This window comes from Prevotella pectinovora (assembly GCF_041323955.1).
Lineage (GTDB): Bacteria > Bacteroidota > Bacteroidia > Bacteroidales > Bacteroidaceae > Prevotella > Prevotella pectinovora.
This window is the reverse complement of record NZ_JBGLIV010000001.1, coordinates 1,141,087-1,167,733: the sequence shown is the minus strand read 5'-3', so window position 1 is coordinate 1,167,733 and position 26,647 is coordinate 1,141,087. Positions and strand designations below refer to the sequence as shown.

General features: G+C 45.5%; 23 protein-coding genes. All 23 read left to right on the top strand.

From position 1 onward, the window contains the following. Window positions 1–204: 204 nt before the first annotated feature. Complete coding sequence (gene uxuA / locus ACDC99_RS04605) at window positions 205–1,425, top strand: mannonate dehydratase (RefSeq protein WP_022316492.1); 1,221 nt, start codon at window positions 205–207, stop codon at window positions 1,423–1,425. A gap of 97 nt (window positions 1,426–1,522) precedes the next feature. Then, a complete protein-coding gene (locus ACDC99_RS04600) occupies window positions 1,523–2,335 on the top strand; it encodes an SDR family oxidoreductase (RefSeq protein ID WP_022316491.1) in 813 nt (270 codons plus the stop codon). Window positions 2,336–2,511: 176 nt separating this feature from the next. Further along, on the top strand, window positions 2,512–3,993 hold the full coding sequence (locus ACDC99_RS04595) for a tagaturonate reductase (protein ID WP_022316490.1): 1,482 nt from the start codon (window positions 2,512–2,514) through the stop codon (window positions 3,991–3,993). Between the two features lie 878 nt (window positions 3,994–4,871). Continuing rightward, complete coding sequence (locus ACDC99_RS04590; protein ID WP_042519658.1) at window positions 4,872–6,620, top strand: phospho-sugar mutase; 1,749 nt, start codon at window positions 4,872–4,874, stop codon at window positions 6,618–6,620. Between the two features lie 307 nt (window positions 6,621–6,927). Then, on the top strand, window positions 6,928–7,587 hold the full coding sequence (locus ACDC99_RS04585; protein WP_370755983.1) for an MgtC/SapB family protein: 660 nt from the start codon (window positions 6,928–6,930) through the stop codon (window positions 7,585–7,587). A gap of 286 nt (window positions 7,588–7,873) precedes the next feature. Beyond that, window positions 7,874–8,137 (top strand): 50S ribosomal protein L28, encoded by a 264-nt coding sequence (gene rpmB / locus ACDC99_RS04580; RefSeq protein ID WP_022316486.1) that lies wholly within the window; start codon window positions 7,874–7,876, stop codon window positions 8,135–8,137. 4 nt (window positions 8,138–8,141) lie between these two features. Beyond that, window positions 8,142–8,330 carry a 50S ribosomal protein L33 gene (gene rpmG, locus ACDC99_RS04575; RefSeq protein WP_022316485.1) on the top strand — a complete coding sequence of 63 codons (189 nt, stop codon included), beginning with the start codon at window positions 8,142–8,144 and terminating at the stop codon, window positions 8,328–8,330. A 21-nt stretch (window positions 8,331–8,351) separates the two neighbouring features. Continuing rightward, complete coding sequence (locus tag ACDC99_RS04570) at window positions 8,352–8,507, top strand: DUF4295 domain-containing protein (protein ID WP_022316484.1); 156 nt, start codon at window positions 8,352–8,354, stop codon at window positions 8,505–8,507. A gap of 129 nt (window positions 8,508–8,636) precedes the next feature. Further along, window positions 8,637–9,590, top strand: a complete 954-nt coding sequence (gene ftsY / locus ACDC99_RS04565) for a signal recognition particle-docking protein FtsY (protein ID WP_022316483.1) — start codon at window positions 8,637–8,639, stop codon at window positions 9,588–9,590. Then, the gene (rimO, locus tag ACDC99_RS04560; protein ID WP_022316482.1) at window positions 9,587–10,927 is read left to right on the top strand and encodes a 30S ribosomal protein S12 methylthiotransferase RimO; all 1,341 of its coding nucleotides are present in this window, start codon (window positions 9,587–9,589) and stop codon (window positions 10,925–10,927) included. The genes ftsY and rimO overlap by 4 nt, the downstream gene beginning before the upstream one ends. Before the next feature lie 21 nt (window positions 10,928–10,948). After that, complete coding sequence (locus ACDC99_RS04555; protein WP_288574176.1) at window positions 10,949–11,236, top strand: HU family DNA-binding protein; 288 nt, start codon at window positions 10,949–10,951, stop codon at window positions 11,234–11,236. Further along, window positions 11,237–12,745, top strand: coding sequence for an HU family DNA-binding protein (locus tag ACDC99_RS04550; RefSeq protein ID WP_370755980.1), 1,509 nt, complete (start codon window positions 11,237–11,239; stop codon window positions 12,743–12,745). It abuts the gene before it with no gap. Between the two features lie 131 nt (window positions 12,746–12,876). Continuing rightward, window positions 12,877–13,872 (top strand): AAA family ATPase, encoded by a 996-nt coding sequence (locus ACDC99_RS04545; protein WP_022316479.1) that lies wholly within the window; start codon window positions 12,877–12,879, stop codon window positions 13,870–13,872. Beyond that, complete coding sequence (locus ACDC99_RS04540) at window positions 13,872–14,741, top strand: DUF58 domain-containing protein (protein WP_042519654.1); 870 nt, start codon at window positions 13,872–13,874, stop codon at window positions 14,739–14,741. The genes ACDC99_RS04545 and ACDC99_RS04540 overlap by 1 nt, the downstream gene beginning before the upstream one ends. A 30-nt stretch (window positions 14,742–14,771) precedes the next feature. Next, window positions 14,772–15,836 (top strand): hypothetical protein, encoded by a 1,065-nt coding sequence (locus ACDC99_RS04535; protein ID WP_370755977.1) that lies wholly within the window; start codon window positions 14,772–14,774, stop codon window positions 15,834–15,836. 10 nt (window positions 15,837–15,846) lie between these two features. Then, entirely contained in the window at window positions 15,847–16,845 is a 999-nt protein-coding gene (locus ACDC99_RS04530) for a vWA domain-containing protein (RefSeq protein WP_042519651.1), read from the top strand. Between the two features lie 129 nt (window positions 16,846–16,974). Next, a complete protein-coding gene (locus ACDC99_RS04525) occupies window positions 16,975–17,994 on the top strand; it encodes a vWA domain-containing protein (protein WP_370755975.1) in 1,020 nt (339 codons plus the stop codon). A 24-nt stretch (window positions 17,995–18,018) separates the two neighbouring features. Next, a complete protein-coding gene (locus tag ACDC99_RS04520) occupies window positions 18,019–18,708 on the top strand; it encodes a tetratricopeptide repeat protein (protein WP_156132542.1) in 690 nt (229 codons plus the stop codon). Between the two features lie 47 nt (window positions 18,709–18,755). Further along, window positions 18,756–21,323 carry a BatD family protein gene (locus ACDC99_RS04515; protein WP_370755973.1) on the top strand — a complete coding sequence of 856 codons (2,568 nt, stop codon included), beginning with the start codon at window positions 18,756–18,758 and terminating at the stop codon, window positions 21,321–21,323. A gap of 9 nt (window positions 21,324–21,332) precedes the next feature. Continuing rightward, window positions 21,333–22,013, top strand: a complete 681-nt coding sequence (locus ACDC99_RS04510; RefSeq protein WP_370755971.1) for a phosphatase PAP2 family protein — start codon at window positions 21,333–21,335, stop codon at window positions 22,011–22,013. A 188-nt stretch (window positions 22,014–22,201) separates the two neighbouring features. Further along, entirely contained in the window at window positions 22,202–23,419 is a 1,218-nt protein-coding gene (locus tag ACDC99_RS04505; RefSeq protein WP_370756907.1) for an S-adenosylmethionine:tRNA ribosyltransferase-isomerase, read from the top strand. A gap of 21 nt (window positions 23,420–23,440) precedes the next feature. Beyond that, window positions 23,441–24,529 (top strand): DUF2027 domain-containing protein, encoded by a 1,089-nt coding sequence (locus tag ACDC99_RS04500; protein WP_370755969.1) that lies wholly within the window; start codon window positions 23,441–23,443, stop codon window positions 24,527–24,529. Window positions 24,530–24,557: 28 nt separating this feature from the next. Then, on the top strand, window positions 24,558–26,498 hold the full coding sequence (locus ACDC99_RS04495; RefSeq protein WP_337478462.1) for an NAD(+) synthase: 1,941 nt from the start codon (window positions 24,558–24,560) through the stop codon (window positions 26,496–26,498). Window positions 26,499–26,647: the final 149 nt, after the last annotated feature.

Genomic DNA, 26,647 nt, shown 5'->3' with positions numbered 1-26,647 from the left:
TTTGTAATGCAAAGGTATCTTTTCTTTTCGAGAGAACAAAGTTTATACATTATTTTTACTATTATTAACGGCTCGCGGGGCGGAGTTGGAAAATAAAGCACTATCTTTGCAATGCATAATCAGCCATGTCAGGCATGGTTTACACAAACGCTATTTGACCAATATTAAAATAGCTATTCAGCAAATTTAAAACATAATCAAAAAATGGAAAGAACTTGGAGATGGTTCGGCAAGAACGACAAGATAACACTCGACATGCTCAGGCAGATAGGAGTGGAAGGAATCGTCACCGCGCTTCATGACGTGCCAAACGGAGAGGTGTGGACAAGAGAGAAAATCAGAGACCTCAGAGAATATATCGAAAGCTACGGCATGAGGTGGTCGGTGGTGGAAAGCCTGCCTGTGTCGGAAAGCATAAAGTATGCGGGAGATGACCGCGACCGGCTGATAGAAAACTACAAGGAGAGCCTGAAGAACCTCTCGCTCGAGGGCATACATACTATCTGCTACAACTTCATGCCCGTGCTCGACTGGGCGAGGACCGACCTCAGCCACCCCAACCCTAACGGCACCACGAACCTCTTCTTCTCAAGGGCGGAATTTGCTTACTTCGACATCTGCATACTGAAACGCCAGGGGGCAGAGAAGGACTGGCAGGACGTGGCGGCAGAGGTGGAGAAGATGAAGCAGACCATGACCGCTGAAGACAACCACAAGCTCGTGGAGAACATCATAGTGAAGACACAGGGCTTCGTGAGCGGAAACATAAAGGAGGACGACGAACATCCCGTGGAGCTCTTCCGCCAGCTGCTCGACCTGTATAAGGGAATCACCAAAGAGCAGCTCAGAGAGAACATGAAATACTTCCTCAATGCCATAATGCCAACATGCGAGGAGTATGACATGTATATGTGTGTGCATCCCGACGACCCTCCATTCCCGATACTCGGACTGCCAAGAATCGTGACCTCTGACGAGGACATCAGGTGGTTTCTCGAAGCGGTGGACAATCCTCACAACGGGCTCACCTTCTGTGCAGGGTCGCTCTCGGCAGGACAACACAACGACGTGGTGGAACTGGCAAGGAAATACTGTTCACGCACGTGGTTCGTACATCTGCGCTCATGCCACGTGTTCGACAACGGCGACTTTACCGAAGCCTCGCATCTGGGAGGCCGCGCAGACCTGATAGAACTGGCGCGCATCTTCGAGAAAGAGGAGACAAGACGCTCCGGCAACCCGAACATCGGGAAGCTGCCGATGAGAGTGGACCACGGAATGACAATGCTCGGCGACGAAAACCGGGGCTACAACGCCGGATACAGCTTCCTGGGACGGATGTTCGCCATGGGACAGGTGCAGGGAATCATAGCAACCGTTGACAGAGAGCTCGGAAAGGAATACCGACAGCCGGGATTGTGGTAAACCGCAGCAGCGGAGACTAAGACATTTCTTATCATTATATCAAATCAAGCTCCAGACCGGCCGTAATGGCGCCAGGAGCATAAAATACGACAAAGGCATGAACAAACTATTTGACATCAAAGACTATGTGGTGGTCATAACAGGAGGCACGGGAGTGCTCGGACGCACCATAGCAAAATATCTCGCCAAAGAAGGCGCGAAAGTGATAATCCTCGGCAGAAAGGAAAATGTGGGAGCCGAAATCGTTGCCGACATCACGGCAGAGGGAGGACATTGTGAATTCATGAAGACCGACGTGATGTGTCAGCAGACCGTGAAACAGAACTGCAAGGACATACTCGAAAAATACGGACGGATCGACACGCTGCTCAATGCCGCAGGAGGAAACATGGCAGGAGCCGTGATAGCGCCAGAAGGAAACTTCTTCGACCTCGAGGTGGAAGACTTCCAGAAAGTGCTGGAACTGAACCTCACGGGAACCGTCATACCTACACAGGTGTTCCTCGAGCCGATGGTGAAGCAGGGAAAGGGCTCCATCATCAACTTCTCGTCGATGGCAGCCTTCAGACCAATCACACGCGTCTGCGGATATGCAGCTGCAAAGGCGGGCATCAGCAACTTCACCGAATTCATGGCAACTGAATGCGCAAAGAAATTCGGAGAGGGAATACGAGTGAACGCCATAGCCCCGGGATTCTTCATCACGGAGCAGAACCGCAACCTGCTCACCAATCCCGACGGAACATACACGCAGCGAGGCAGAGACGTGATACATCAGACTCCATTCGGAAGAATGGGCGACCCCGAGGAGCTCTGCGGCACGATACACTATCTGATGAGCGATGCGGCGAAGTTCGTCACGGGCACGGTAGCCGTGGTAGACGGAGGTTTCAACGTGTTTGCCATGTAACGACAAGGCCGACCGGCATGGATTGCGCAAACCTTTTCGTATTTTTTTCGACGAAAAGATTGCAAATCCATGTCGGCTCAATTATAAAAACATTAAATTTGCAAAGGATTTCAAAGAAGAAAAGCTGAAACCGGCAATTAATCTGAAACTAATAATCAATTAACTAAATACAAATCATGAAGAAATTGCAAGCTTTAAACAAAAGGACTGCGCCAAAAAGTGTAATGCCAGAGAAAATCATCCAGTTCGGCGAAGGAAACTTCCTCCGTGCGTTTGTTGATTGGATCGTATGGAAGATGAACCAGAAGACAGACTTCAACGGCTCTGTAGTAGTGGTTCAGCCATTGGCAGGCGGTATGGTGGACTGGCTCAACGGTCAGGACTGCCTCTATCACGTGAACCTTCAGGGAAAGGAAAACGGACAGCCGGTAAACACACTCGAGCGCATCGACGTGATCAGTCGCGCCCTCAACCCATACTCACAGAACCAGGCTTTCATGGCTCTCGCTGAGCAGCCGGAGATGAGATTCATCATCTCGAACACCACAGAGGCAGGTATAGCCTTCGACGACAGCTGCAAATTCACCGACGCTCCTGCATCTTCATATCCAGGCAAGCTCGTGCAGCTGCTCTTCCACAGATATAAGTTCTTCGACGGAGACCCATCAAAGGGAATGATTCTCATGCCTTGCGAGCTCATCTTCCTCAACGGACACCATCTCAAGGAATGCATCTACCAGTATATCGAACTCTGGAAAGAGGACATGGGGGCAGACTACGAGGGATTCAAAGCTTGGTTTACCGACCATTGCTTCGTATGCGCAACACTCGTAGACCGTATCGTGCCTGGTTTCCCACGCGACACCATCAACGAAATCCAGCAGAAGGTGTGCTACAAGGACAACCTCGTGGTGAAGGCTGAGAGCTTCCACCTCTGGGTAATCGAGAAGGCAGAGAACATGACCGTGGAGCAGATGAAGGAAGAATTCCCGGCAGACAAGGCTGGACTCCACGTGCTCATCACAGACAACGAGAAGCCATACCACGAGCGCAAGGTGACATTGCTCAACGGCCCTCACACCGTGTTGAGCCCTGTAACTTATCTGAGCGGAGTGAATATCGTGCGCGACGCTTGCGAGCATCCTGTGCTCGGCAAGTATATACACAAAGTGCAGTTTGAAGAACTCATGCAGACTCTAAACCTGCCTATGGACGAGCTGCAGCAGTTCGCATCTGACGTGCTGGAGCGCTTCGAGAATCCATTCGTTGACCACCAGGTGACAAGCATCATGCTTAACTCATTCCCTAAGTATGAGACACGCGACCTGCCAGGAGTGAAGGTTTACCTCGAACGAAAGGGAGAACTCCCACAGGGACTCGTGTTCGGTCTGGCTGCCATCATCACATATTATAAAGGTGGAGTGCGCGAAGACGGAGCAGAAATCAAGCCAAACGATGACGCTAAGATAATCGAGAAGCTGCAGGAGCTCTGGGCTACTGGTGACACACAGAAGGTGGCTGAAGGCGTGCTCGCATTCGACTACATCTGGCATGAGGACCTGAACAAGACAGTTCCAGGACTTGCAGAGCTCGTGAAGAAAGACCTCGACCTCATCCAGGAGAAGGGTATGCTCGAGGCTGTGAAGACTATTCTGTAAGAATGATAAAGGATTCTGACAGACGTGCCATGCAGGCGCAAGCGACAGTGGAGGTCTGTCATGGAAAATTTATATTTGCTATAAGGACGAAGGGCGTTTATTTTGCCCCTCGTCCTTTTTTCGTAAATACCCCTTTGGCTGGTCCTCTCCACCAGCTTGTTTATTTCTTCTGTCAGTTGTCTGCTGGTCCCTGCTCTTCGGTGGTCTCTTGGCTACTTCTATCCATTGCCCTCTGGTTATTCTCTCTCTGGCGTTTTTCATGTCTTGATTCCCGCCAGTTTGTTTACCCCGTCTGTTTGTATGTCAAATCAGTTTATTCTGTTTCTCTTAGCGTCGGTTAGTTGAAAAATGGCACGTTGTCAAGGCACTTTGTAAATTAATTTATCAAATCAGTCAAATATACTTACGTTTTCACGTTGATTGCCATGAAATACTTGAAGAATGTTTGGCGTTTTTGATATTTAGTGTATCTTTGCACTATAAAAGACATGACTACATATATATAAGTGAGATTTTTTTCAGTAACCAAGCATATAACAAGCGTCCTGAGTTCGACAGGCCAAATATCATCGAACGGCTGGTTTTCCTGAAGGTGGCAAAGGCGATGACGGAACAGGGAATCGTATGACGACGCCCCAAGGACAAGCGTTGTGCTGCCTTAACGAAACTAACCTTTATATACTATGATGCATCCCGGGTGTTTCGCAGAAATGCGGGGCGCCCTTTCTTTTTGCATTTTTTTTGAATAATGCATGCATAATTGTTTTTCTACTTGGATAAAATGCACTATCTTTGCAATGGGCATGTTTACAGCCACTCTTCGGAGACGGCAACTTTCAGACAGTCTAAAAACAATAATCTAAAACAAAATAGCAATTATGGAAAATAGCAAAGAACTCATCGCATTGTGTGAAGAGAGAGCCAAGCAGTGGCTTTCTCCGGCTTTCGACGAAGAAACACGCACAGAAGTCAAGGCTATGCTCGACGCTGAAGACAAATCGGCGCTGATTGACGCTTTCTATCAGAACCTGGAATTCGGTACAGGCGGACTGAGAGGCATCATGGGAGCCGGAACAAACCGCATGAACAAGTATATTGTAGGAATGGCGACACAGGGATTCGCAAACTATATCCTGAAAGCATTCCCCGGCGAAGAGGGACTGAGCGTGGTGGTAGGCCACGACTGCAGAAACAATTCCAGACTCTTTGCCGAGACCGTGGCGGCAATATTCTCAGCCAACGGTATAAAGGTTTACCTCTTCGAAAGCCTGCGCCCGACACCGGAAATATCTTTCGCCATAAGAAAGCTCGGAGCTAAGGCAGGAGTGAATGTGACAGCATCCCACAACCCTAAAGAGTACAACGGATACAAGGCTTACTGGAGCGACGGAGCACAGGTGCTCTCGCCACACGACACAGGAATCATCGAAGAGGTGAACAAAGTGAAGATGGAAGACGTGAAGGCAGAAGCCAACAAGGATCTCATCAAGATAATCGGCGGAGAAATGGACTATGACTACATGCAGGCTGTTCACACGGCAATGATAGACCAGGACGTCATCAACCGACAGAAAGACCTCAATATCGTATACTCGCCAATGCACGGAACGGGTAGGGTGATTGTGCCTCTCTGCCTGCGCTCATGGGGATTCCAGAATATCAACGTCGTGCCGGAGCAGATGGTGGTAGACGGAAACTTCCCCACTGTAGTGTCGCCAAACCCGGAGAATTCCGAGGCCATGACTCTCGGAATGAAACTCGGAACAAAGCTCAATGCCGACCTCGTGGTGGCCACCGACCCTGATGCCGACCGCCTCGCTATAGTATGCCGCGACGACAAGGGAGAGTGGGTGATCATCAACGGAAACCAGACTTGCATGATGTTCTGCTATTACATCATAGAAAACAAGAAGAAACTGGGCAAGCTGAAGCCTACAGACTATCTCGTGAAGACTATTGTGACGACAGAAGTCATCGCCGAGATAGCAAAGAAGAACAATGTGGAACTCAGAGACTGCTACACCGGATTCAAGTGGATTGCACGCGAAATAGCCATCTCTGAGGGCAAGCAAGACTATATCGGAGGAGGAGAGGAAAGCTTCGGATTCCTGCCTTACGACAAGGTGAGAGACAAGGACGCTCCTGCTTCAATATGCCTCATCTGTGAAATCGCAGCATGGGCAAAAGACCAGGGCAAGACGCTCTACGACCTGCTCATGCAGATATATCTCGAATACGGATTCTCAAAGGAATTCACAGTCAATGTGGTTCGCCCGGGAAAGAGCGGAGCCGATGAAATCAAGCAGATGATGGAGAACTTCCGCAACAATCCTCCTAAAGAGCTCGGAGGTAGCAAGGTGGTGCTCTGGAAAGACTACAAGACACTGGAGGCAAAGAAGGCAGACGGAACCGTGGAGAAACTCGATATGCCGACCACAAGCAACGTGCTCCAGTGGTTCTGCGACGACAAGACAAAGGTCAGCGTCCGTCCTTCCGGCACAGAGCCTAAAATCAAATTCTATCTTGAAGTTAAAGACACGATGAAGTGTGCTGGATGCTACCAGCGCTGCAGCAAGGCTGCCGACGAAAAGATAGAGGCAATCAAGAAATCTCTCGGACTGGATTGACAAAACAATACTTGCAGGCGAAATCCTGCAGACAATTGTGAAATATAATGGTTTAAGCCAATATGCGGTTATGCTTGATGCTCGGCCACATATTGGCTTTTGCCTGATTTCATCGGGTATTCTGACAACAGCAACCTCTGGCAGCCTGCCGATGGAAACGCATTTTTTTCGATTCGCTTTTCGACCGTGTCGTTCTTTTTCACGTCATGAAAGTTTGTATTGTTCCCGATTATTAGTAAATTTGCATCTGGATGCTCGCCATGTCGATTGTGGCAGGCCTTGATTTGATAAACTCTTGATATTAGCTATGGAAGCTTCATATGTAGATTTGACCATCCGTCTTTCGTTCGCCCTTGTGCTGGGAGGAGCGATAGGCATAGAGCGGGAGTATAGAGCCAAGGAGGCAGGATTCCGCACCCATTTCCTCGTGGCGTTGGGTAGTGCGCTGTTTTGCGTGGTGTCGCAGTTCGGTTTCGGCTTCGACCTGAAGGATTCATCACGTGTGGCGGCACAGGTCGTGTCGGGCATCGGATTCCTCGGAGCAGGAACAATCATCTTTCAGAAAAACGTGGTGCGCGGACTCACAACGGCAGCCGGCTTGTGGGTGACGGCGGCCATAGGACTGGCTTGTGGTACGGGAATGTATCTGGCCGCCACCATTGCCACGGTAATGGTGCTGTTCGGTCTCGAAGTGATAAATGCCCTGATTCCGCAGCTCGGCTCTACGGTGGTTGATCTGTCCTTTTCCGCACCTTCGATAGAAAGCATCCGACAGCTTATAGCAAAAATGCGGCACGACGGCATGGACGTGAGGTCGTATGAGATAAAGGAGCGGCGTACATCACAGGGAGAATTCCTAGAGGCAAACCTTCACCTTAAAGTAAAGCGTGGGTCGAACGACAAACTGCGCGTCATAGATTATATGGACCAGTTTACCGACGTTACGATATCCGCGGTAGAGGTGTAATTCTCCTTGCCTGTGATGCACAGGCTTGAAAGAGTAAGTTGGAGCGCTGCAATCTACTGATATTGACATATACTTTGTCCATTATATTATGATGACACTATTCCGGTCAGATGGTTATAATCGCTTGATAACTTGAATAGTTATGGATTAGCAGCGTTTAAACGTAAAAAAAACTTAATTTAATAACTGTGAAGTAGGAAAACTTTGCTAAATCGGAAAAAGTTTGTAATTTTGCACCCTGTTTGGAATAAGTATCAAAAGGAAACAACAAAAAACGTAGATAGAAATGTCTAAAATTTGTCAAATCACGGGAAAGAAAGCCCAGATGGGTAATAACGTATCCCACTCAAAGCATCGCACAAAGCGCAGCTTTGACGTAAATCTGTTTAATAAGAAATTCTATTATGTAGAAGAGCAGTGCTGGATTAGTCTGAAGATTAGTGCTGCAGGTCTTCGTCTGATTAACAAGGCTGGTCTTGATGCAGCTCTCAAGATGGCTGTATCTAAGGGCTATTGTGATTGGAAAGATATAAAAGTTATAGGAGAATAATACAATGGCAAAGAAGGCTAAAGGCAACCGCGTTCAGGTAATCCTTGAATGCACTGAGATGAAAGAGAGCGGAATGCCGGGAACAAGTCGTTACGTAACGACCAAGAACCGCAAGAACACTCCTGAGAGAATGGAGCTGAAGAAATACAATCCTATTCTCAAGAGAATGACTCTCCACAAAGAAATTAAATAATCTAATAAAATACATTAGAAAATGGCAAAGAAAGCAGTCGCCACCCTTCGTGATGGTTCAAACGATGGTCGCGCATATACAAAGGTTATAAAGATGGTAAAGAGCCCCAAGACAGGTGCCTATTGTTTCGATGAGCGTATGGTTCCCAATGAGGCTGTGAAAGATTTCTTCAAATAAATCTATCTCTTAAATGATATTAAGGGCTGCAATTACAGGTTGCAGCCCTTTTTTCGTTAGCTTGTTGGTTTTTTATTTGTGGAAATGAGCTTTTTTGCGTAATTTTGTAGCATAATATAAAATATCATTATGGGATTTTTCGGACTATTCACAAAGAAAAATAAAGAGACCCTTGACAAAGGACTCGAAAAAACAAAACAGAGCGTGTTCTCAAAACTCGCTCATGTGGTGGCAGGCAAATCTAAGGTTGATGACGAAGTGCTTGATGACCTGGAGGAAGTGTTGATAACTTCCGACGTGGGGGTAGACACTACCATCAAAATAATAAACAGTATAGAGGAGCGTGTGGCAAGAGACAAGTATGTCTCCACCTCTGAGCTGAACGGTATTCTGAGAGATGAAATATCAAAGCTCCTCGATGACAGCAATGATGTGACGGACTGGAACCTGCCGGAGGGTCGCAAACCATACGTCGTGCTCGTTGTCGGAGTGAATGGAGTGGGGAAGACCACGACAATCGGAAAACTCGCAAAACAGTTCAAAAACGCAGGAAAGAAAGTCTATCTCGGAGCGGCCGACACGTTCAGGGCTGCTGCCGTAGAGCAGTTGTGCATCTGGGGAGAGAGAGTCGGAGTGCCTGTAGTAAAACAACAGATGGGTGCAGACCCAGCAAGCGTAGCTTACGACACGTTAAGCTCTGCTATGGCTAATGATGCTGACGTGGTGCTTATTGACACGGCAGGAAGGCTACACAACAAGGTGGGACTAATGAACGAGCTGAAGAAAATAAAGGATGTGCTGAAGAAACTCATACCGACCGCACCGGACGAGGTGATGCTCGTGCTCGACGGCTCTACAGGACAGAACGCCTTTGAGCAGGCAAAACAGTTTGCTGCCGTTACTCAGATTACGAGCCTGGCCATAACGAAACTCGATGGTACTGCAAAGGGCGGCGTAGTGATAGGAATATCAGACCAGCTCAAAGTGCCAGTGAAATACATAGGACTCGGAGAGGGTGTTGACGACCTTCAGATTTTTGACAAGAAACAATTCGTAGACTCATTATTCGATACAGACAAGTGATACGCAATCAGATAGATTTCATAACCATGGGGTGCTCCAAAAATCTTGTTGATACGGAGTCCCTGATGCGACGGTTCAAGAGAATCGGTTACACATGTACCCATGACTGCGACCATCCTGAGGGAGAGATTGCTATAATAAATACATGCGGATTTATAGGCGACGCAAAAGAGGAGAGCATAGAGATGATTCTCCGATTCGCTCAAGCTAAGGATGAAGGCTTGCTTGATAAATTGTTTGTAATGGGTTGCTTGTCACAGCGTTACAGAGAAGAATTGTCTGCGGAAATTCCACAGGTGGACAAGTTTTATGGCAAATTCGACTTCAAGGATCTGATTGATGATTTGGGAGCCGCAAAGGGATTTGTCTGCGAGAAAGCAACCGTATCGTCATGTGCGGACGGATCATTTAAACAAAAGACCACACCAGCTCATTATTCATACATAAAAATCAGTGAGGGATGTGACCGTCATTGTGCGTATTGTGCCATACCTATCATCACAGGAAAGCACAAGAGCCGCCCAATGGAAGATATAATTGCAGAGATGGAAACTCTCGTCAAGGAGGGTGTGAAAGAGTTCCAGATTATCGCTCAGGAACTTACGTATTATGGAGTGGACCTCTATGGCAGGCAAAGCATCGCTGAACTAGTGGAGAGAATGGCAAATGTTGAGGGAGTGGAATGGATACGATTGCATTATGCCTATCCAAACAACTTCCCGTTTGAATTGTTGGATGTAATTAGAAACCACGATAATGTCTGCAATTACCTCGACATCGCTTTGCAGCACGTCTCTGACCATATGCTGACTGCGATGCGGCGCAACACGTCAAGCCAGGAAACATACAAACTGATTGAGAAACTCAGAGAGGCTGTTCCAGGGATTTGCATCCGTACTACGTTGATGGTTGGATTCCCAGGCGAGACCGATGAGGATTTTGACGAGCTGGTGAAGTTCGTGAAATGGGCAAGATTCGAACGAATGGGAGCCTTTGCATATTCTGAGGAAGAAGGTACATATAGTGCAGAGCATTATAAAGATGACGTTCCATACGACGTGAAACAATGCCGTCTTGACAGACTTATGCGTGTGCAGGAGCGTATAAGTGCTGAGCTCGAAGCTGAGAAAATAGGAAAAGAACTGAAAGTTATTGTAGACCGCAGGGAAGGTGATTATTACATTGCGCGCAGCGAATACTCCTCACCAGAGGTTGACCCGGAGGTTCTTATCGAGGCCCATGACGGTATGGAATTGGAAATCGGAGGATTCTACATTGTCGAAATCACCGGTTCTGAAGAGTTTGATGTATATGCCACCGTATTGGGAAGGGCATAAATGTGTATAAGGAGAAACTATATGAACAACAAAAGTTTCATTTCTGAAGTGGCTAATCGTACGGGCATGGATCCTGAGGATGCTCAGATGTTTGCATACACGCTCGTAGATGTAATGAACGAGTGTTTTCAAAAAGGTGACGTTGTATCATTCAGCAACTTCGGTTCTTTTGAAGTCAAGAAACGTATGGAGCGTATAATGGTCTCGCCGAACACAAAGAAGAGAATGCTCGTCCCACCGAAATTGGTACTTTCCTTTAAGCCCTCGTCCACTATAAAAGAAAAAATAAAAAATGGAGGACTTCAATAAATGGGCAAGATATTGATGAAAGACATAGCCAGTCAGCTCGCGAAAAAGAAGAACATACGAATTTCAGAAGCAGAGAACTATCTTGATGCCTTCTTTGCCGTAATCCATGATGGCCTAAAGGCTGACAAACTTGTGAAGATAAAGGGATTTGGCACTTTCAAGCTTATAGAAGTCAGAGACCGCGAGAGCGTTGACGTGAATACTGGCGAGAGGGTGCTGATCGATGGTCATACGAAAATTACTTTCACACCCGAGAATTCGCTGAAGGAAATGGTGAACAAGCCATTTTCACAGTTCGAAACCGTTGAGTTGAACGATGGAGTTGAGTTTGGAAGTATGCCAAACGAAAACGTAGAAGCAGAAAACGGGAATATAGGTAATAAGGATAGTGAATCTGAGAATAATTCAACAGTCGATAACACTTCGGCTAGTGGAGAAAACTCCAGATTATCAGTTGATTATGGGAATGATGGCCATTGCGGGTCTGAATTAGACATTGCGAAAGAAGTTGGGTCGGATGACGGGATCGTTGAAGCCGAATCTGAAGCTGCTACTGAAGAAGAAGTAATATTGAATAATTCAACCGATACTCTTGACTCTCATAATTCACAATCAGGCAACACAGACGCTCTGGTGCATGCTGATAATGAAGCAGAATCTCGCATTTCCTTCAAGACTGAAGATGAACTATCGTTGGTTTCTGGAGAAACTCCAGATTCAGAATCAGAAACGGAAAAGGATCCAAGTGATAATCAGCCATCACCGTCAGCCCTGCAGGCTGGTGATAGCGCGAATGTTGTCAACGAGACATTTCCTGACTCCGACAATAATGCCCTGGACAACAAGGAAAAGTCACAAGATCCATTCGTGGTTAGCGATGAAACAGAGAGGCGAAATGCACAAGGACAATCTCAAATGGCTTATGTTGCTTCAGGAATTCCTGAAGGTGACACAAGAAAGGCGCATAAGAAAGCAGGAAATGTGAAACTTGTTCTTTTGTCGTTGCTTGCGTTGGCAAGCATTGCATCGGCTTTTGTTGCGGGTTTGTATCTTGGAGGCAAAAACGAAAGAAGTGTTCCTGCCAGTAAAGTTGTGGTTGTCAAAAAGGCTTATCCATCAAAGAAAAGCGGTTATCATAAGGCTGCAGTATCAAAGGCTGCCGACACCATAGCCGCAAAGGTGAATATTGCAGGGGAAGACAATGTTGAGAAAGGGGGGAAGGCTGAAATAAAAGATGTACAAGATCATATTTCAGAAACTGAGAATTCTGAAATCCAAAGTGCAAAAAGAATGGTCAAGACAGGGGCATATGTGATAGAAGGTACCGACAGAACTGTGAAAGTGAAGGATGGTCAAACGATGAAGGTGCTCGCACGCCGTTATCTTGGAGAGGGAATGGAATGTTACCTTCAGGTGCATAACGGCAAATCTGAGGTTAAAGTTGGGGAAACTATAAATATTCCTAAACTTAAACTCAAGAAGAAAGCTGCGAATAACAAAGTTTCTTAAAATTAAGCGCCTGTCAACTCATTTTAATATTATTTATGTTCTAAATCTCTTATAACCGAATTTAAAATTATTACTTTTGCGGTATAAAGAGATTTGGAACATTTATTTTAACAAAATATACAACGAAAATCATGGCAGAAGTTATAGACATTAGAGAGCTAAACATTCTGATTGAACAGCAAAGTGCTTTTATAACAAGCATCAAGCGTGGCATGGAAGGTGTCATTGTGGGACAAAAACACTTGGTGGACAGCCTGCTTATTGGTCTGCTGAGCGATGGACATATATTGCTGGAAGGTGTACCGGGATTGGCAAAGACCCTTGCCATCAAGACCCTTGCACAACTCGTCAACACGGAATTCAGCCGCATACAATTCACACCAGACCTGTTGCCGGCCGACGTTATTGGTACATTGATATATTCACAGAAGACCGAGAGCTTCCAAGTGAAGAAAGGTCCGGTCTTCTCAAACTTCATTCTTGCAGATGAGATAAACCGTGCTCCGGCAAAGGTTCAGAGCGCATTGCTCGAGGCTATGCAGGAACATCAAGTGACAATCGGTAGTACAACATTTGACCTGCCAAGTCCTTTCCTAGTAATGGCAACTCAGAATCCTATAGAGCAGGAGGGAACATATCAGTTGCCAGAGGCGCAGGTAGACCGTTTTATGTTGAAAGTGATAATTGATTATCCCACTATCGAAGAGGAAAAGCAGATTATCAGGGAGAATCTCAATGGTCTGAAGGCAGATATCAAACCAGTTGTTGAAGCGTCTGAGATACTCAATGCCAGGAAAATAGTAAATCAAGTATATCTCGACGAAAAGATTGAGCAGTATATCGCAGATATCGTGTTTGCGACACGTTATCCTGAGCGTTATGGATTGGAGAATATCAAACCTCTGATAACCTTTGGAGGAAGCCCTCGTGCCAGCATCAATCTGGCCAAAGCTGCCAGAGCGTATGCATTTATCAATCACAGAGGATATGTGGTACCAGAGGATGTACGTTCCGTAGCATATGACGTATTGCGTCACCGCATTGGACTTTCTTACGAGGCTGAGGCAGACAACGTGACAGGAGAGGAGATCATAAGTAAAATATTAAATAAAGTGGAGGTTCCTTGATGGAAGCTCAGGATTTGTTGAAGAAGGTCCGCAAGATTGAAATCCATTCTCGCGGACTTAGCAATAATATATTTGCTGGTCAATATCACTCGGCCTTCAAAGGACGAGGAATGGCCTTTAGCGAAGTGCGTGCATATCAGTATGGCGATGACGTGCGTGATATAGACTGGAATGTCACAGCAAGGATGAATTCACCATATGTGAAGGTGTATGAAGAAGAGCGAGAACTTACTGTAATGCTGCTTATCGACGTCAGCGCATCTCTTGACTTCGGCACCCGCATGCAGACAAAGCGTGACAAGGCAACGGAGATTGCGGCAACATTGGCTTTCAGTGCGATACAGAATAACGATAAGATTGGAGTAGTGTTCTTTTCTGACAAGATAGAAAAGTATATCCCGCCCAAGAAAGGAAGAAAACACATATTGTATATAATCCACGAGATGCTTGACTTTCATCCTGAGAGCAAGCGCACAGATATATCCTGTGCTCTCCAGTTCCTTTACAGTGCCGTGAAGCATCGTTGTACCGCTTTCATTCTTAGTGACTTCTATTACAGAGGTGATTATGAGAAGCAGATGATAGTGTGCTGCAAGAAGCATGATGTCGTGGCTATACAACTATACGACCAGTTCGCAAGAGAGCTGCCCGATGTGGGGCTCATCAAGATATGTGATGCCGAGACTTCACATGAGATGTATATCGACACGAGTGACAAGAAGCTACGTCAGGCGCATCGCCAATATTGGCAGGAGAGGAGGGCGTCACTCGATAGACTGTTCAGCAAGACCAATACTGACAATATCTCAATTGCTACGAATGAAGACTATGTGAAGAGCCTCATACAACTCTTTAAGCTGAGGTCGTAAATACTTTATTCATAAGATTTTATAACAAAGATGAAACGATTATTTCTATCTATATTGTTTGTGTCGCTCACAATGTCGATATGGTCGCAGGTGACCATAGACCAGAAGATCGACACTATGCAGATATTGATAGGTGAACAGACCAAGTTGACCCTTAGTGTCACCCTTGATGAGAAGCATCATAAGGTGTCATTCCCTAAGTTCGAAAGATCGCAATATATCACCCCAGGAGTGGAAGTACTGGAGTGCAGTAATATCGACACATTAGGAGTTGAAGATAATCTCATAAAATACAGCAAGTCTTATACGCTTACTTCATTCGACGAGAAATTATATTGCATTCCATCACAGAGCATAAAGGTAGACGGAAAGTCGTATCAGACTAAGGATCTCGCATTGAAAGTAATGACGATGCCTGTGGATACAGTACACACAGAGAAGTTCTACGGTCCGAAGGACGTGCAGGACAATCCTTTCAGCTGGGGCGAATGGGCAACGGTCTTCGGATATTCAACATTGTTTGTATTATTGCTAATACTGCTTGCATATCTGATAAACAGACTAAATACCAACAAGTCTGTAATAAAACCGATAAAATTCATCAAGAAAGTATCTGCCCATCAGAAGGCAATCACCGAGATAGAAAAGCTAAAAGAAGAGAAGGCGGCTGTTTCAGAAGATCAGAAGAGTTATTACACCCGCCTGACAATGATCCTTCGCCAGTATATAGCTGAGCGCTTCAATTTCGATGCTATGGAAATGACAAGCTCAGAAATTATAGAAAGGCTCCGGGATGAAAATGAGGGCGCGATTGAAGAGATGGTTAGTCTTTTCCGTACTGCAGACCTCGTGAAATTCGCAAAGTATTCTGTATTGGCCAACGAGAACGACCAAAATCTCGTCAATGCTCTATCGTTCATCAATGACACCAAGAAAGAGGAAGAGAAACCTGTAAAGCTAGTCGTTGAAGAGAATGAAGTAGAAAAGAAAGTCAAGAGTCAGCGCAGGACATTGAAGCTGGCTATAGTCGTGTTGACGGCAGCTGCACTTTTTGCGTTGATTGTAGTGATATATAAGGTTTATTTAATCGTGTAGAGAAAGTTTCATGGAATTTGCAAACATAGAATATTTGTTTTTACTCCTTCTGCTGATACCATATATATTATGGTGTCTGCTCTACAGGAAGAAATACGAACCAACATTCCGAATGGCTGATACCTTTGCCTATCAGAATGTTCACAAGAGTCTTAGGTTGCGGCTTATAGAATTGCCTCATCTGCTGCGCGTCTTGGTGTTCGTGTTGATAGTGATTGTCCTTGCTCGTCCGCAGACACGCAACAGTTGGGGCGAAAAAGAGACTGAGGGAATCGATATCATGTTGGCGATGGACGTATCGACAAGTATGCTCGCACAGGACCTCAAGCCAAACCGAATAGAAGCAGCAAAGGCCGTTGCGGCTGATTTCATATCGGACCGTGAGAACGACAATATCGGTCTTACTATATTTGCCGGTGAGGCTTTCACTCAATGTCCAATGACAACCGACCACCAATCGTTGTTGAATATGCTTGTGAACGTGCGAACAGACTTGGCCGAACGTTCTCTGATACAGGATGGAACGGCAATAGGAATGGGACTTGCCAACGCAGTAGCCCGTCTGAAAGACAGCAAGACGAAAAGCAAAGTCGTTATCTTGCTTACAGACGGTAGTAACAACATGGGTGACATATCACCACTAACGGCGGCTCAGATTGCCAAAAGCTACAATATCCGCGTATACACTATCGCCATCGGAAGCAAATCCCTTGCTCCTTATCCAATCAATGTGGGCGGAACTGTAAAATACGTTAACATGCGTGCAGATATAGACACACAGACCTTGCAGCGTATTGCCAATACTTCAGACGGTCAGTTCTACAGAGCTACAAATACTGCTGAACTGAAAAAGATATACAAGGACATCGACAAATTGGAAAAGACTCGTTTGAATACGAAAAACTTCTCCAAGCGTTCTGAAGCTTTTGTCCCATTCGCCATAGCGGCTGTATTGATTTTGATAATCGACATGTTGCTGAGGTTGACAGTATTCAGGCGTCTTCCTTAAAACCGTAGGGACATAAACAAGAAAACGATAGAGACAACAAACTTTCTGAGTTTAGTAGACTGCGTTAGAAGTTTGAGAGTCAACATCATACAATCAGGAAATAGCATATAAGCAAAAAACATAAACATTATGTTGAGATTCGCAAATCCGGAATATTTATATCTTCTGCTTGTCATACCGGTTCTGATGATAATCTGGACAGTGCAGACGAGAAGGAAGAAGAAACAAATAAACGGCATAGTAGACAAAGCACTACAAGAAGGGTTGATGCCAGGACGCTCAAAGTACAGGCCGCTTGTAAAGTTCTATATGACGCTCACGGCATTGGCATTGCTTATAATTGCTGCTGCCCGTCCGCAGGCAGGCATAAAGATAAGCAATGAGAAGCGAGCCGGAATCGAGGCAATGGTCGCATTGGACATAAGCAACTCCATGCTCGCTGAAGATGTGGCCCCATCTAGATTAGACCGCAGCAAGATGCTGATAGAAAATATGATCGATGGGTTCAAAGACGACAAGGTTGGTCTTGTGGTCTTTGCGGGTAGTTCATTCATACAATTGCCTATTACAACCGACTTCGTGTCTGCAAAGATGTTTCTTCAGAGTCTTACCCCCGGGCTTATTGCTACACAAGGAACAGACATAGGTGGAGCCATCAATATGTGCTGCAGCAGCTTTACCAAGAAAAACAATCTGGGAAGGGCCATAGTGCTTATAACCGATGGCGAAGACCACGAGGGAGGCGCCATAGAGGCTGCCAAGAAGGCAAAGAAAATGGGTATTAACGTATTTGTGTTAGGAATCGGACAGCCTAAAGGCGGACTTATTCCAGACGGGCATGGCGGATATATGCGTGACAACCACGGCAATGAAGTCGTGTCTGTACTCAACGAGGATATGTGTCGCCAGATTGCAAAAGCTGGCGGAGGTTCTTATATCCATGTTGACAACACCAACAGCGCACAGGAGTTACTTGACGAAGAACTTGCCAAGTTAAAGAAGGGCGACCTGTTGAATGCCGTATACAGTGAATATGACGAGCAGTATCAGACTTTTATACTTCTGGCACTTTTCCTTATAATAATCGAAGCACTCACGCTGGAAGTGAAAAACCCACTGTTCAGAAATATCAAACTGTTCAAGAAATAACATCCAGTATGTAACATGAGACCAATGATGATGATAATAAGAAAATATATAATAGCATTGCTCCTGCTGATTCCCGTGATTGCATCAGCACAGACCGACCGAGACTATATCCGGCAGGGCAACAAGGCTTACAAAGCCAAGCAATATCCTGAGTCGGAAGTGAGATACAGGAAGGCTTTGTCAATCAATCACGAAAACCCGCAAGCCCTTTATAACCTTGGATGTGCCCTCATGATGCAGAACAAGATGTCGGAAGCCGTAAAATTCTTCCAAAAGGCAGCAAGCACTGAGAAGAACAAGTTCAGAAAGTCAAAGTCTTATCATAACATAGGCGTCATCTGTCAGGGCAGTAAGATGTATCCAGATGCCATAAAAGCTTATTCTGAGTCTTTGCGCAACAACCCTTCAGACAATGAAACTCGTTATAACCTTGTACTCTGTAAGAAGCTTCAGAAGGACAACAAGCAGAACGACAAGAACAAACAGCAGAACCAGAGCGACAAAAACAAGGATAAAGGCAATAAAGACAAGCAGGAAAAGCAGAAAGATAAGCACCAGAAGCAAGATAAGCCGCAACAGAATCAACCTCAGATGAGCAAGGACAACGCTGAACAGCTTCTTAATGCAGCTATGCAGCAGGAACGAGAGACTCAAGAAAGGTTGAACCGCAGTCGCCAACAACAACAGACCAGGAGGCTGGAGAAGAATTGGTGATCCAGAGATAATTATATTATACGCCAGAAATACTTATATCATATAAAATGAAGAAAGTTATACTGAATATACTATTGGCATTTGCCATATCATTGTGTCACGCCCAGGGGCTGCATGTCTCAGTTCCCTCCCACGTGCAAACGGGAGAGAATTTCCGACTGACTTATGTGATTGACACGCAAGACGTTGGTGACCTGCATCTCGGCGGCATACCTGGAGCACTCGAGGTGATAACGGGTCCATACCGTTCGTCTCAGTCGAGCTATCAGGTGATAAACGGACATGCCAGCAGTTCATCATCTACGACATTCACATATATTCTGTGTGCCACGAAAGCTGGCTCGTATAGAATTCCTTCTGCCACAGTAGTGGCCAACGGGCGAAAATTCGCTTCACGTTCTGTACAAATAAAGGTGACGGGCAAGAGCATGTCGGCAAATGGCACGCCAAGGATGCACAATGGAGCTGACGACCAACCACGTATGAGGACTGCAGGATCTGAAATCCGCAATTCAGATCTCTTCATAAAGGTAAGTGCAAGCAAGAACAAGGTATATGAACAGGAGCCTGTGATACTGACATACAAAGTATATACGCTGGTAGATCTCAACGCACTTAAGGGTGACATGCCTGACCTTACAGGCTTCCACACGCTTGAAGTGCCATTGCCTCAACAGAAATCCTTTCATATCGAAAACCACAATGGCAGACCATATCGTTGCGTAACATGGAGCCAGTACATAATGTATCCTCAGATGTCCGGAGCATTGAAGATACCAAGCATAGTGTTCAAGGGATCAGTAGTTCAGCAGAATAGAGACGTAGACCCAGTGGAAGCCTTTTTCAATGGTGGATCGGCTTATGTTGAAGTGAAACGCGACATTGTGGCACCTGGAATAACGCTAAATGTGTTGCCTCTGCCCGCCAAACCGGCAACGTTCTCTGGAGGAGTCGGCGTATTCAACATAAGTGCGCAGCTGAACAAGTCTGATATCAAGGCCAACGATCCGTTCACATTGCGTGTAGTGGTAAGCGGAAAGGGCAATTTGAAGCTCATCAAGACTCCAGTTGTCAACTTCCCTAAAGATTTCGATAAATATGACCCAAAGATAACCGACAAGACAAAGGTGACAGCCAACGGACTTGAAGGCAACATGATATACGATTTCATCGCTGTGCCGAGAAATCAGGGCGAGTATACGATTCCGGCCATTGAGTTCACATATTTTGACACTAACACGAATTCATACAAGACAATAAAGACCCAACCATTCACCATTAAAGTAGGCAAAGGTGATGGAAGCGGAACGTCCGTGAGCGACTATCAGTCAGATCTGCGCAACAAGGATATACAACCAATACACGAAGGTTTCGAGAGTTCGCATGATTTCGACGACATGTTCTTCTGTTCTACAGGATATTGGGTACTCATCACCATGATAATCCTGACATTCTCACTGCTGACCGTTGCCTCGAGAAAATACATCTCTTTGGGCAAGGACACCGTGAGAAGCAAGCGTCGTCTTGCAAACAGGCTTGCCCTGAAGCGCTTGAAGGCAGCTAATGACTCAATGCTGAAAGGAAATAGTTCCACATTCTATGAGGATATACTGAAAGCCATGTGGGGGTATGCCGAAGAGAAGTTTAATCTTTCAGCCGGAGAGCTCAACAGGAACAACGTGGAGAGTGTTTTGCTTGCCAACGGTGTAGGAGAAGAATTGTCAACGAAGTTCATCGGAATCATTGATGCCTGTGAGCTGGAACGATATTCACAGTCTTCTATGTCGAATGACATGAATACTATTTTCGAAGATGCAATGAATACGATAACACAGATAGAAGATTCACTGAAGGACAGCAAGAAAAAATCAAATAAACTGATTCTCGTCCTCATGTTGTTAGTACTGACAGCATTGCCTGCATCCGCAATAACAAAGGAGAATGCTGACAACGAGTACAAAAAAGGCAACTATCAGCAGGCAATAAAAGATTATAACGAGTTGCTGAAGACCACGAAGAGTGCTGATTTGTATTATAACCTTGGCAATGCCTATTACCGTACAGACAACATTACTTTTGCCATACTCAGCTATGAGCGTGCACTATTGTTGTCGCCGAGCGACGACGACATCAAGCTGAATCTGCAGATAGCACAGTCAAAGACGATAGACAAGATCACACCGGAAGCAGAGATGTTCCTGGTGCAATGGTATAAGTCGCTGGTCAATATTATGGGTATCGACTCATGGGCGGCATTGTCAATTTTTTCTCTCGTGCTCACTCTGGCATTCTTCACTTTATATCTACTTTCGGTCAAGGTAACGAGACGCAAAGTTGGCTTCTTTGCAGGAATGTTTTTCGCCGTTCTGTTCGTACTTTCCCAGATTTGTGCATATCAACAAAAGAGCCAGTATCAGAATCGGAGAGGAGCAATCGTGGTAGTGCCATCGTTGCAGCTGAAAGACGTGCCTGATGATAAAGGGAAAAGTGTTACAGTAATACATGAAGGAACACGTGTTGACATCATAGAAGACTCGATGAAAGACTGGAAACACGTAAAGCTAGGTGACAATAGGGAGGGATGGCTTCATTCTTCTCAAATTCAGAAAATCTAAATATCGAAAATGACAGGGAATATAGATTTAGCCATATTGCAGATGGTCAATGGCAGCGAATCATCGTTCCTCGACGGACTGATGGTTACGTTGACTTCCGGGTTCACATGGATACCGCTCTATATCGCATTGCTTTATCTCGTGATAAGCAACAATGACAACATGACCAAGATAATGCTGATAATACTGTGTGGAATCGGTTGCGTGATGTTCTCTGGAGGAATCTGTGACTTTATCATCAAGCCTATGATAGGAAGGACACGACCTATCAACGATGACATGCTTGACGGAATAATATATACAGTAGGGGATATGAGCAACAAAGACTTCAGTTTCTTCTCGTCACACGCAGCAAACACCACCAGCTTGACAATGTTCTTCTCACTGTTGGTGAGAAACAGGAAATTTACTGTCGCAATGACGGCATGGGCTCTGATTAATTGCTACACAAGGCTGTACCTCGGAATGCATTATCCTTTCGACGTGTTGGTAGGCATGGCTTGGGGAGCACTTGTTGGACTACTTTTATATTTAGTATATCTCAAGGTCTACGACAGGATGTTTCCCGATGTGGAATTCATTTCCAGCCAGTATACTTCTAAAGGCTATACAATAATTACTATCGACATTGTATTGCTCACAATGTCACTCTTGTTTCTCTATGCCATACTAAGATCGTTTATAAGTTAAAATAGCCAGTTTGCAGGTCGGAAACATAACGTTTGTCTGGTATAAGCCGCCTGTTTATTGCATGTAATCAACCTATTTGTCTGATGCAAACCACCTGTTTACCTGATGTAGACAGTTTGGCTATATCATCAAGACATGGCATCCACCAAGTTATAAAAGCAAATTTAAAGAATTTATCAAATATGGAAATGGACGTAAAACAGATAAGAATCAGCGATTACAATTATCCTTTGCCAGATGAGAAGATTGCAAAATTCCCATTGGCAAAGAGAGACGAAAGCAAGTTGTTGATATACAACCACGGAAAGATAGAGGAAGACATTTTCCACAACATATCAAGCCATTTGCCAAAGGGTGCTATGATGGTGTTCAACAACACGAAAGTGATACAGGCACGCCTCCACTTCAGAAAGGATACAGGAGCTCTCATCGAAATATTTCTTCTTGAGCCCCATACTCCCGCTGACTATGAACAGATGTTTCAGACCACGAGAGAGTGCTCATGGCTATGCATCGTTGGAAACCTGAAAAAATGGAAAGGACAGGAATTGAAGCGTGAGGTTGACATCAAGGGAATCTGCGTGACATTACGCGCCAACTATGTTGAGGAACATCATACCTCGCATCTCATACGTTTCTCCTGGGACGGCGACAAGGTCTCGTTTGCAGATATACTTGAGGCGATGGGTGAACTGCCTATACCGCCTTATCTCAACCGCGAGACACAGGAGAGTGACAAAACCACATATCAGACGGTATATTCCAAGATAAAGGGAAGTGTGGCTGCGCCGACCGCAGGACTGCATTTCACAGACTCTGTGCTCTCCGATCTCGACAACCATGGCATCGACCGTGAGGAAATCACGCTGCACGTAGGAGCCGGCACGTTCAAACCTGTAAAATCCGAAGAAATCGGAGGCCATGATATGCATTCTGAGTTCATCTGTGTGCATAGGAGTACACTCGAAAAGCTCATAAGTCACGACTGCAAGACTATTGCCGTGGGTACAACGAGCGTAAGAACCCTTGAAAGCCTATATTATCTGGGACTAAAGTTACACGCGGATAAAGAAATTGAAGAGTCCAAGCTTCACATAGGACAATGGGAACCTTACGACGAGAACCTGCCGAAACTCAAACCACAAGAGGCGATAAACGCAATTCTTGACTATATGTCAGCAAAGAGGATAAGCACCATTCATTTCTCCACACAGATAATTATCGTACCGGGTTACGAATACAAGATTGTCAAGATGCTTGTCACCAATTTCCATCAGCCCCAAAGCACTCTGCTGCTGCTTGTCAGCGCATTCGTCAACGGCGATTGGAAATCAATCTACGATTATGCATTGTCACACGAGTTCAGATTCCTGAGCTATGGCGACAGCTCTTTATTAATACCATAACGAAAAAAGAAAACAATAAAAATGAAAATAGGAGACAAAGTAAGATTCATCAGTGAGAAAGGCGGTGGAGTTGTCGTTGGCTTTCAAAACAACAACATTGCTATTGTGGAAGACGAAGACGGATTCCAGGTGCCGACTCAGGTGCAAGACCTTGTAGTGGTGAACGACGACAAACAGGCGAAAATGCTATCAGGAGCCACAACACCGAAATTTCAGGAACCAGACATTCCGGCGTCACACGCCAATGCCATGGCAAACGCTCCTGTTGCCCAGAATTGCAACGTTCCCAAAGCTCTACACGTGTATGAGCGTGAGAATTCAGACCAGATAAACTTGTATTTGGGTTTTGTTCCAAAAGACAAGCAAAATATCAGTAAGACGGAATTCTTCATGTATCTCATCAATGACTGCAATTTTTTCCTCTCGTTCACATATTCACTTCAGCAGGGAGACGACTACAAACTCCTTGCGCATAACGTCCTGGAACCTAATACCAAACTGCTCATATCAAAGCTTACATTAGATGATGTGCAGGATTTCCAGAATGGAGCTATTCAAATCAACGCGTATAAAACGGACAAGCCATTCAAGCTTCAGCCAAGTTTAGATGTGAAACTGAAAGTAGACCCTGTAAAGTTTTATAAGCTCCACACATTCAGAGAAAACGACTTCTTTGATGAAGACGCTCTCGTGATGTCTGTCGTCGAGAACGGAGTACCGATGAAGACGCTCACCATTGAGGCAGACGACCTGAAGGAAAAGATAATAGAAAAGCAACGCATCGAGATTACCGCTCCTGCCCGGACTGCTCACAAGAGAAATGACAATGAGCCGCTTGTCGTTGACCTACATATCGATGAACTTCTCGACACTACAGCGGGCATGTCGCATACAGACATGCTGAATTTTCAGCTTGACAAGTTCCGTGAGACTTTGGAAAGTTTCAAGCAAAAGAAAGGTTTCAAAATCATCTTCATCCACGGCAAGGGCGAAGGCGTGTTGCGAAATGCCATAATCAGAGAATTGAGATACAAGTACAAAAAGTATACATATCAGGACGCTTCATTCCAGGAGTACGGATACGGAGCCACACAGGTAACCATCCACTGATGATTTTTTCATAAAAATACCAAGAGACATGCAAAACGGCTTTATCAAAGTGGCAGCATCCATACCGTCGGTAAAGGTTGCCAACTGCCAATACAATGTGCAGCAGATAGAGAATGCCATAGCCCTGGCAGAAGGCAAGGGCGTCGAGATAATCGTGTTCCCGGAACTTTCAATTACAGGATACACCTGTCAGGATCTTTTCCGCCAGCGGCTCCTTATTGAACAGGCAGAGCTTTCGGTGATGAAACTCCTTGACTTCACTCGCAGTCTGGACATCATAAGCATAGTTGGTGTACCAATCGTGGCTGGTGACTTGCTGCTCAATTGCGGCATGGTTATTCAAAAAGGAACTATCCTGGGGGTGGTAGTGAAAACATTTCTGCCTAACTACAGCGAGTTTTATGAGAAAAGATGGTTCTCGTCTTCGCAAGACCTGAAGCCCACAGAAATACGTTTTGCAGGCAGGACGGTGAAACTATCGGCAAGCCATAAAGTATTCCGTACATACGATGGTGTCACTTTCGGCGTGGAAATATGCGAAGATGTATGGTCGCCAAATCCGCCGAGCAACGAACTCGCCCTTTCTGGAGCAGAACTGATATTCAATCTCTCGGCAAGCGACGACCTTATAGGAAAGCATAGCTATCTGGAAAAGTTGCTCTCGCAGCAGAGCGCCCGTACGATAACGGGGTATGTCTACAGTAGCTGTGGCTTTGGCGAAAGCACACAAGACGTGGTGTATGGCGGTAATGCCCTCATCTGCGAGAACGGAAACATTCTGACTCAAGGCCAACGCTTCAGCCTTGACCCACAGACCGTCATTTCTCAGATCGATGTGGAGAAATTGCGCAATGAGCGTCGTTCAAACAGTACTTATGCCAACGCTCAACGCGACCATGTGGCTGAAATAATAGATGCACAACCCGTGGCAGAGAAAGATTTCGAGCTCATCAGAAAAATCAATCCATTGCCTTTCATCCCGTTAACAGATGATATGTTCGATAGTTGTGACGAGATATTTTCTATACAGGTGATGGGACTTGCCAAACGTCTCGTGCATACCCACTGCAAAACCGTGGTAGTCGGTATAAGTGGAGGACTCGACAGCACATTGGCTCTGCTGGTATGCGTGAAGACATTTGATAAACTTGGGTTATCCCGCAAAGGCATAGTAGGAGTTACAATGCCTGGATTCGGAACTACTGACAGGACTTATTCTAATGCCATGTCCCTGATGGAAGGACTCGGAATTACGATACGGGAAATCGGCATCGCCGATTCAGTGAAACAACACTTCTCTGACATCGGCCAGGATATAAACGTTCATGACGTGACATACGAAAATTCACAGGCCAGAGAACGCACTCAGATACTCATGGACCTAAGCAACAAGCTGTCAGGTATGGTGATTGGCACTGGCGACCTTTCCGAACTGGCATTGGGATGGGCTACTTATAATGGAGACCACATGAGCATGTATGGTGTCAATGGAAGTATTCCTAAAACTCTGATAAAGCATATGGTGCGCCATGTGGCAGAAAATGAGGTGGATGAAAAGACGCGTGATACACTCCTCGACATCATCGACACACCTATCAGCCCGGAATTGACACCAGCCGATGAGGCAGGAAACATCGCACAGAAGACAGAAGACCTTGTCGGTCCTTATGAATTACATGATTTCTTCATCTACTATTTCCTCCGCTATGGCTATCGGCCGTCAAGAATATTCCTGCTTGCCAAGAAGGCATTTGATGGAACTGACAATAGAGTGGAAACATACAGCGATGATACCATAAAGCATTGGCTGTCAATATTTGCAAGACGCTTCTTCAATCAACAGTTCAAACGTTCCTGTCTTCCAGATGGTCCCAAAGTGGGCAGCGTGAGTCTTAGTCCGCGAGGCGATTGGAGAATGCCGTCAGATGCAGATTCCAGCCTCTGGCTGCAGGAAATAGATAGTTTGTAAGCTTTCCATATAGGACTTTGCCGAAAGGCAAAGCCCTAACCTCATAAAACAAAAGGATGGCGTGAGGCTTTGCATACTATGCAATAATGCAATTATTGAAAGAAAATACAATAATTCAGAGTAATAATCGTTAATGTATTTAATGAAAT

Bases quoted from the DNA above. Each gene is read 5' to 3' on its own strand.
- ACDC99_RS04530 (WP_042519651.1), top strand. From the start codon at position 15,847: ATGGAATTTGCAAACATAGAATATTTGTTTTTACTCCTTCTGCTGATA.
- ACDC99_RS04510 (WP_370755971.1), top strand. From the start codon at position 21,333: ATGACAGGGAATATAGATTTAGCCATATTGCAGATGGTCAATGGCAGC.
- ACDC99_RS04585 (WP_370755983.1), top strand. From the start codon at position 6,928: ATGGAAGCTTCATATGTAGATTTGACCATCCGTCTTTCGTTCGCCCTT.
- ACDC99_RS04550 (WP_370755980.1), top strand. From the start codon at position 11,237: ATGGGCAAGATATTGATGAAAGACATAGCCAGTCAGCTCGCGAAAAAG.
- ACDC99_RS04525 (WP_370755975.1), top strand. From the start codon at position 16,975: ATGTTGAGATTCGCAAATCCGGAATATTTATATCTTCTGCTTGTCATA.
- rpmB (WP_022316486.1), top strand. From the start codon at position 7,874: ATGTCTAAAATTTGTCAAATCACGGGAAAGAAAGCCCAGATGGGTAAT.
- ACDC99_RS04535 (WP_370755977.1), top strand. From the start codon at position 14,772: ATGAAACGATTATTTCTATCTATATTGTTTGTGTCGCTCACAATGTCG.
- ACDC99_RS04520 (WP_156132542.1), top strand. From the start codon at position 18,019: ATGATGATGATAATAAGAAAATATATAATAGCATTGCTCCTGCTGATT.
- ACDC99_RS04540 (WP_042519654.1), top strand. From the start codon at position 13,872: ATGGAAGCTCAGGATTTGTTGAAGAAGGTCCGCAAGATTGAAATCCAT.
- ACDC99_RS04505 (WP_370756907.1), top strand. From the start codon at position 22,202: ATGGACGTAAAACAGATAAGAATCAGCGATTACAATTATCCTTTGCCA.
- ACDC99_RS04495 (WP_337478462.1), top strand. From the start codon at position 24,558: ATGCAAAACGGCTTTATCAAAGTGGCAGCATCCATACCGTCGGTAAAG.
- ACDC99_RS04515 (WP_370755973.1), top strand. From the start codon at position 18,756: ATGAAGAAAGTTATACTGAATATACTATTGGCATTTGCCATATCATTG.
- ACDC99_RS04590 (WP_042519658.1), top strand. From the start codon at position 4,872: ATGGAAAATAGCAAAGAACTCATCGCATTGTGTGAAGAGAGAGCCAAG.
- ACDC99_RS04595 (WP_022316490.1), top strand. From the start codon at position 2,512: ATGAAGAAATTGCAAGCTTTAAACAAAAGGACTGCGCCAAAAAGTGTA.
- ACDC99_RS04570 (WP_022316484.1), top strand. From the start codon at position 8,352: ATGGCAAAGAAAGCAGTCGCCACCCTTCGTGATGGTTCAAACGATGGT.
- ACDC99_RS04555 (WP_288574176.1), top strand. From the start codon at position 10,949: ATGAACAACAAAAGTTTCATTTCTGAAGTGGCTAATCGTACGGGCATG.
- ACDC99_RS04600 (WP_022316491.1), top strand. From the start codon at position 1,523: ATGAACAAACTATTTGACATCAAAGACTATGTGGTGGTCATAACAGGA.
- rpmG (WP_022316485.1), top strand. From the start codon at position 8,142: ATGGCAAAGAAGGCTAAAGGCAACCGCGTTCAGGTAATCCTTGAATGC.
- ACDC99_RS04545 (WP_022316479.1), top strand. From the start codon at position 12,877: ATGGCAGAAGTTATAGACATTAGAGAGCTAAACATTCTGATTGAACAG.
- ACDC99_RS04500 (WP_370755969.1), top strand. From the start codon at position 23,441: ATGAAAATAGGAGACAAAGTAAGATTCATCAGTGAGAAAGGCGGTGGA.
- uxuA (WP_022316492.1), top strand. From the start codon at position 205: ATGGAAAGAACTTGGAGATGGTTCGGCAAGAACGACAAGATAACACTC.
- ftsY (WP_022316483.1), top strand. From the start codon at position 8,637: ATGGGATTTTTCGGACTATTCACAAAGAAAAATAAAGAGACCCTTGAC.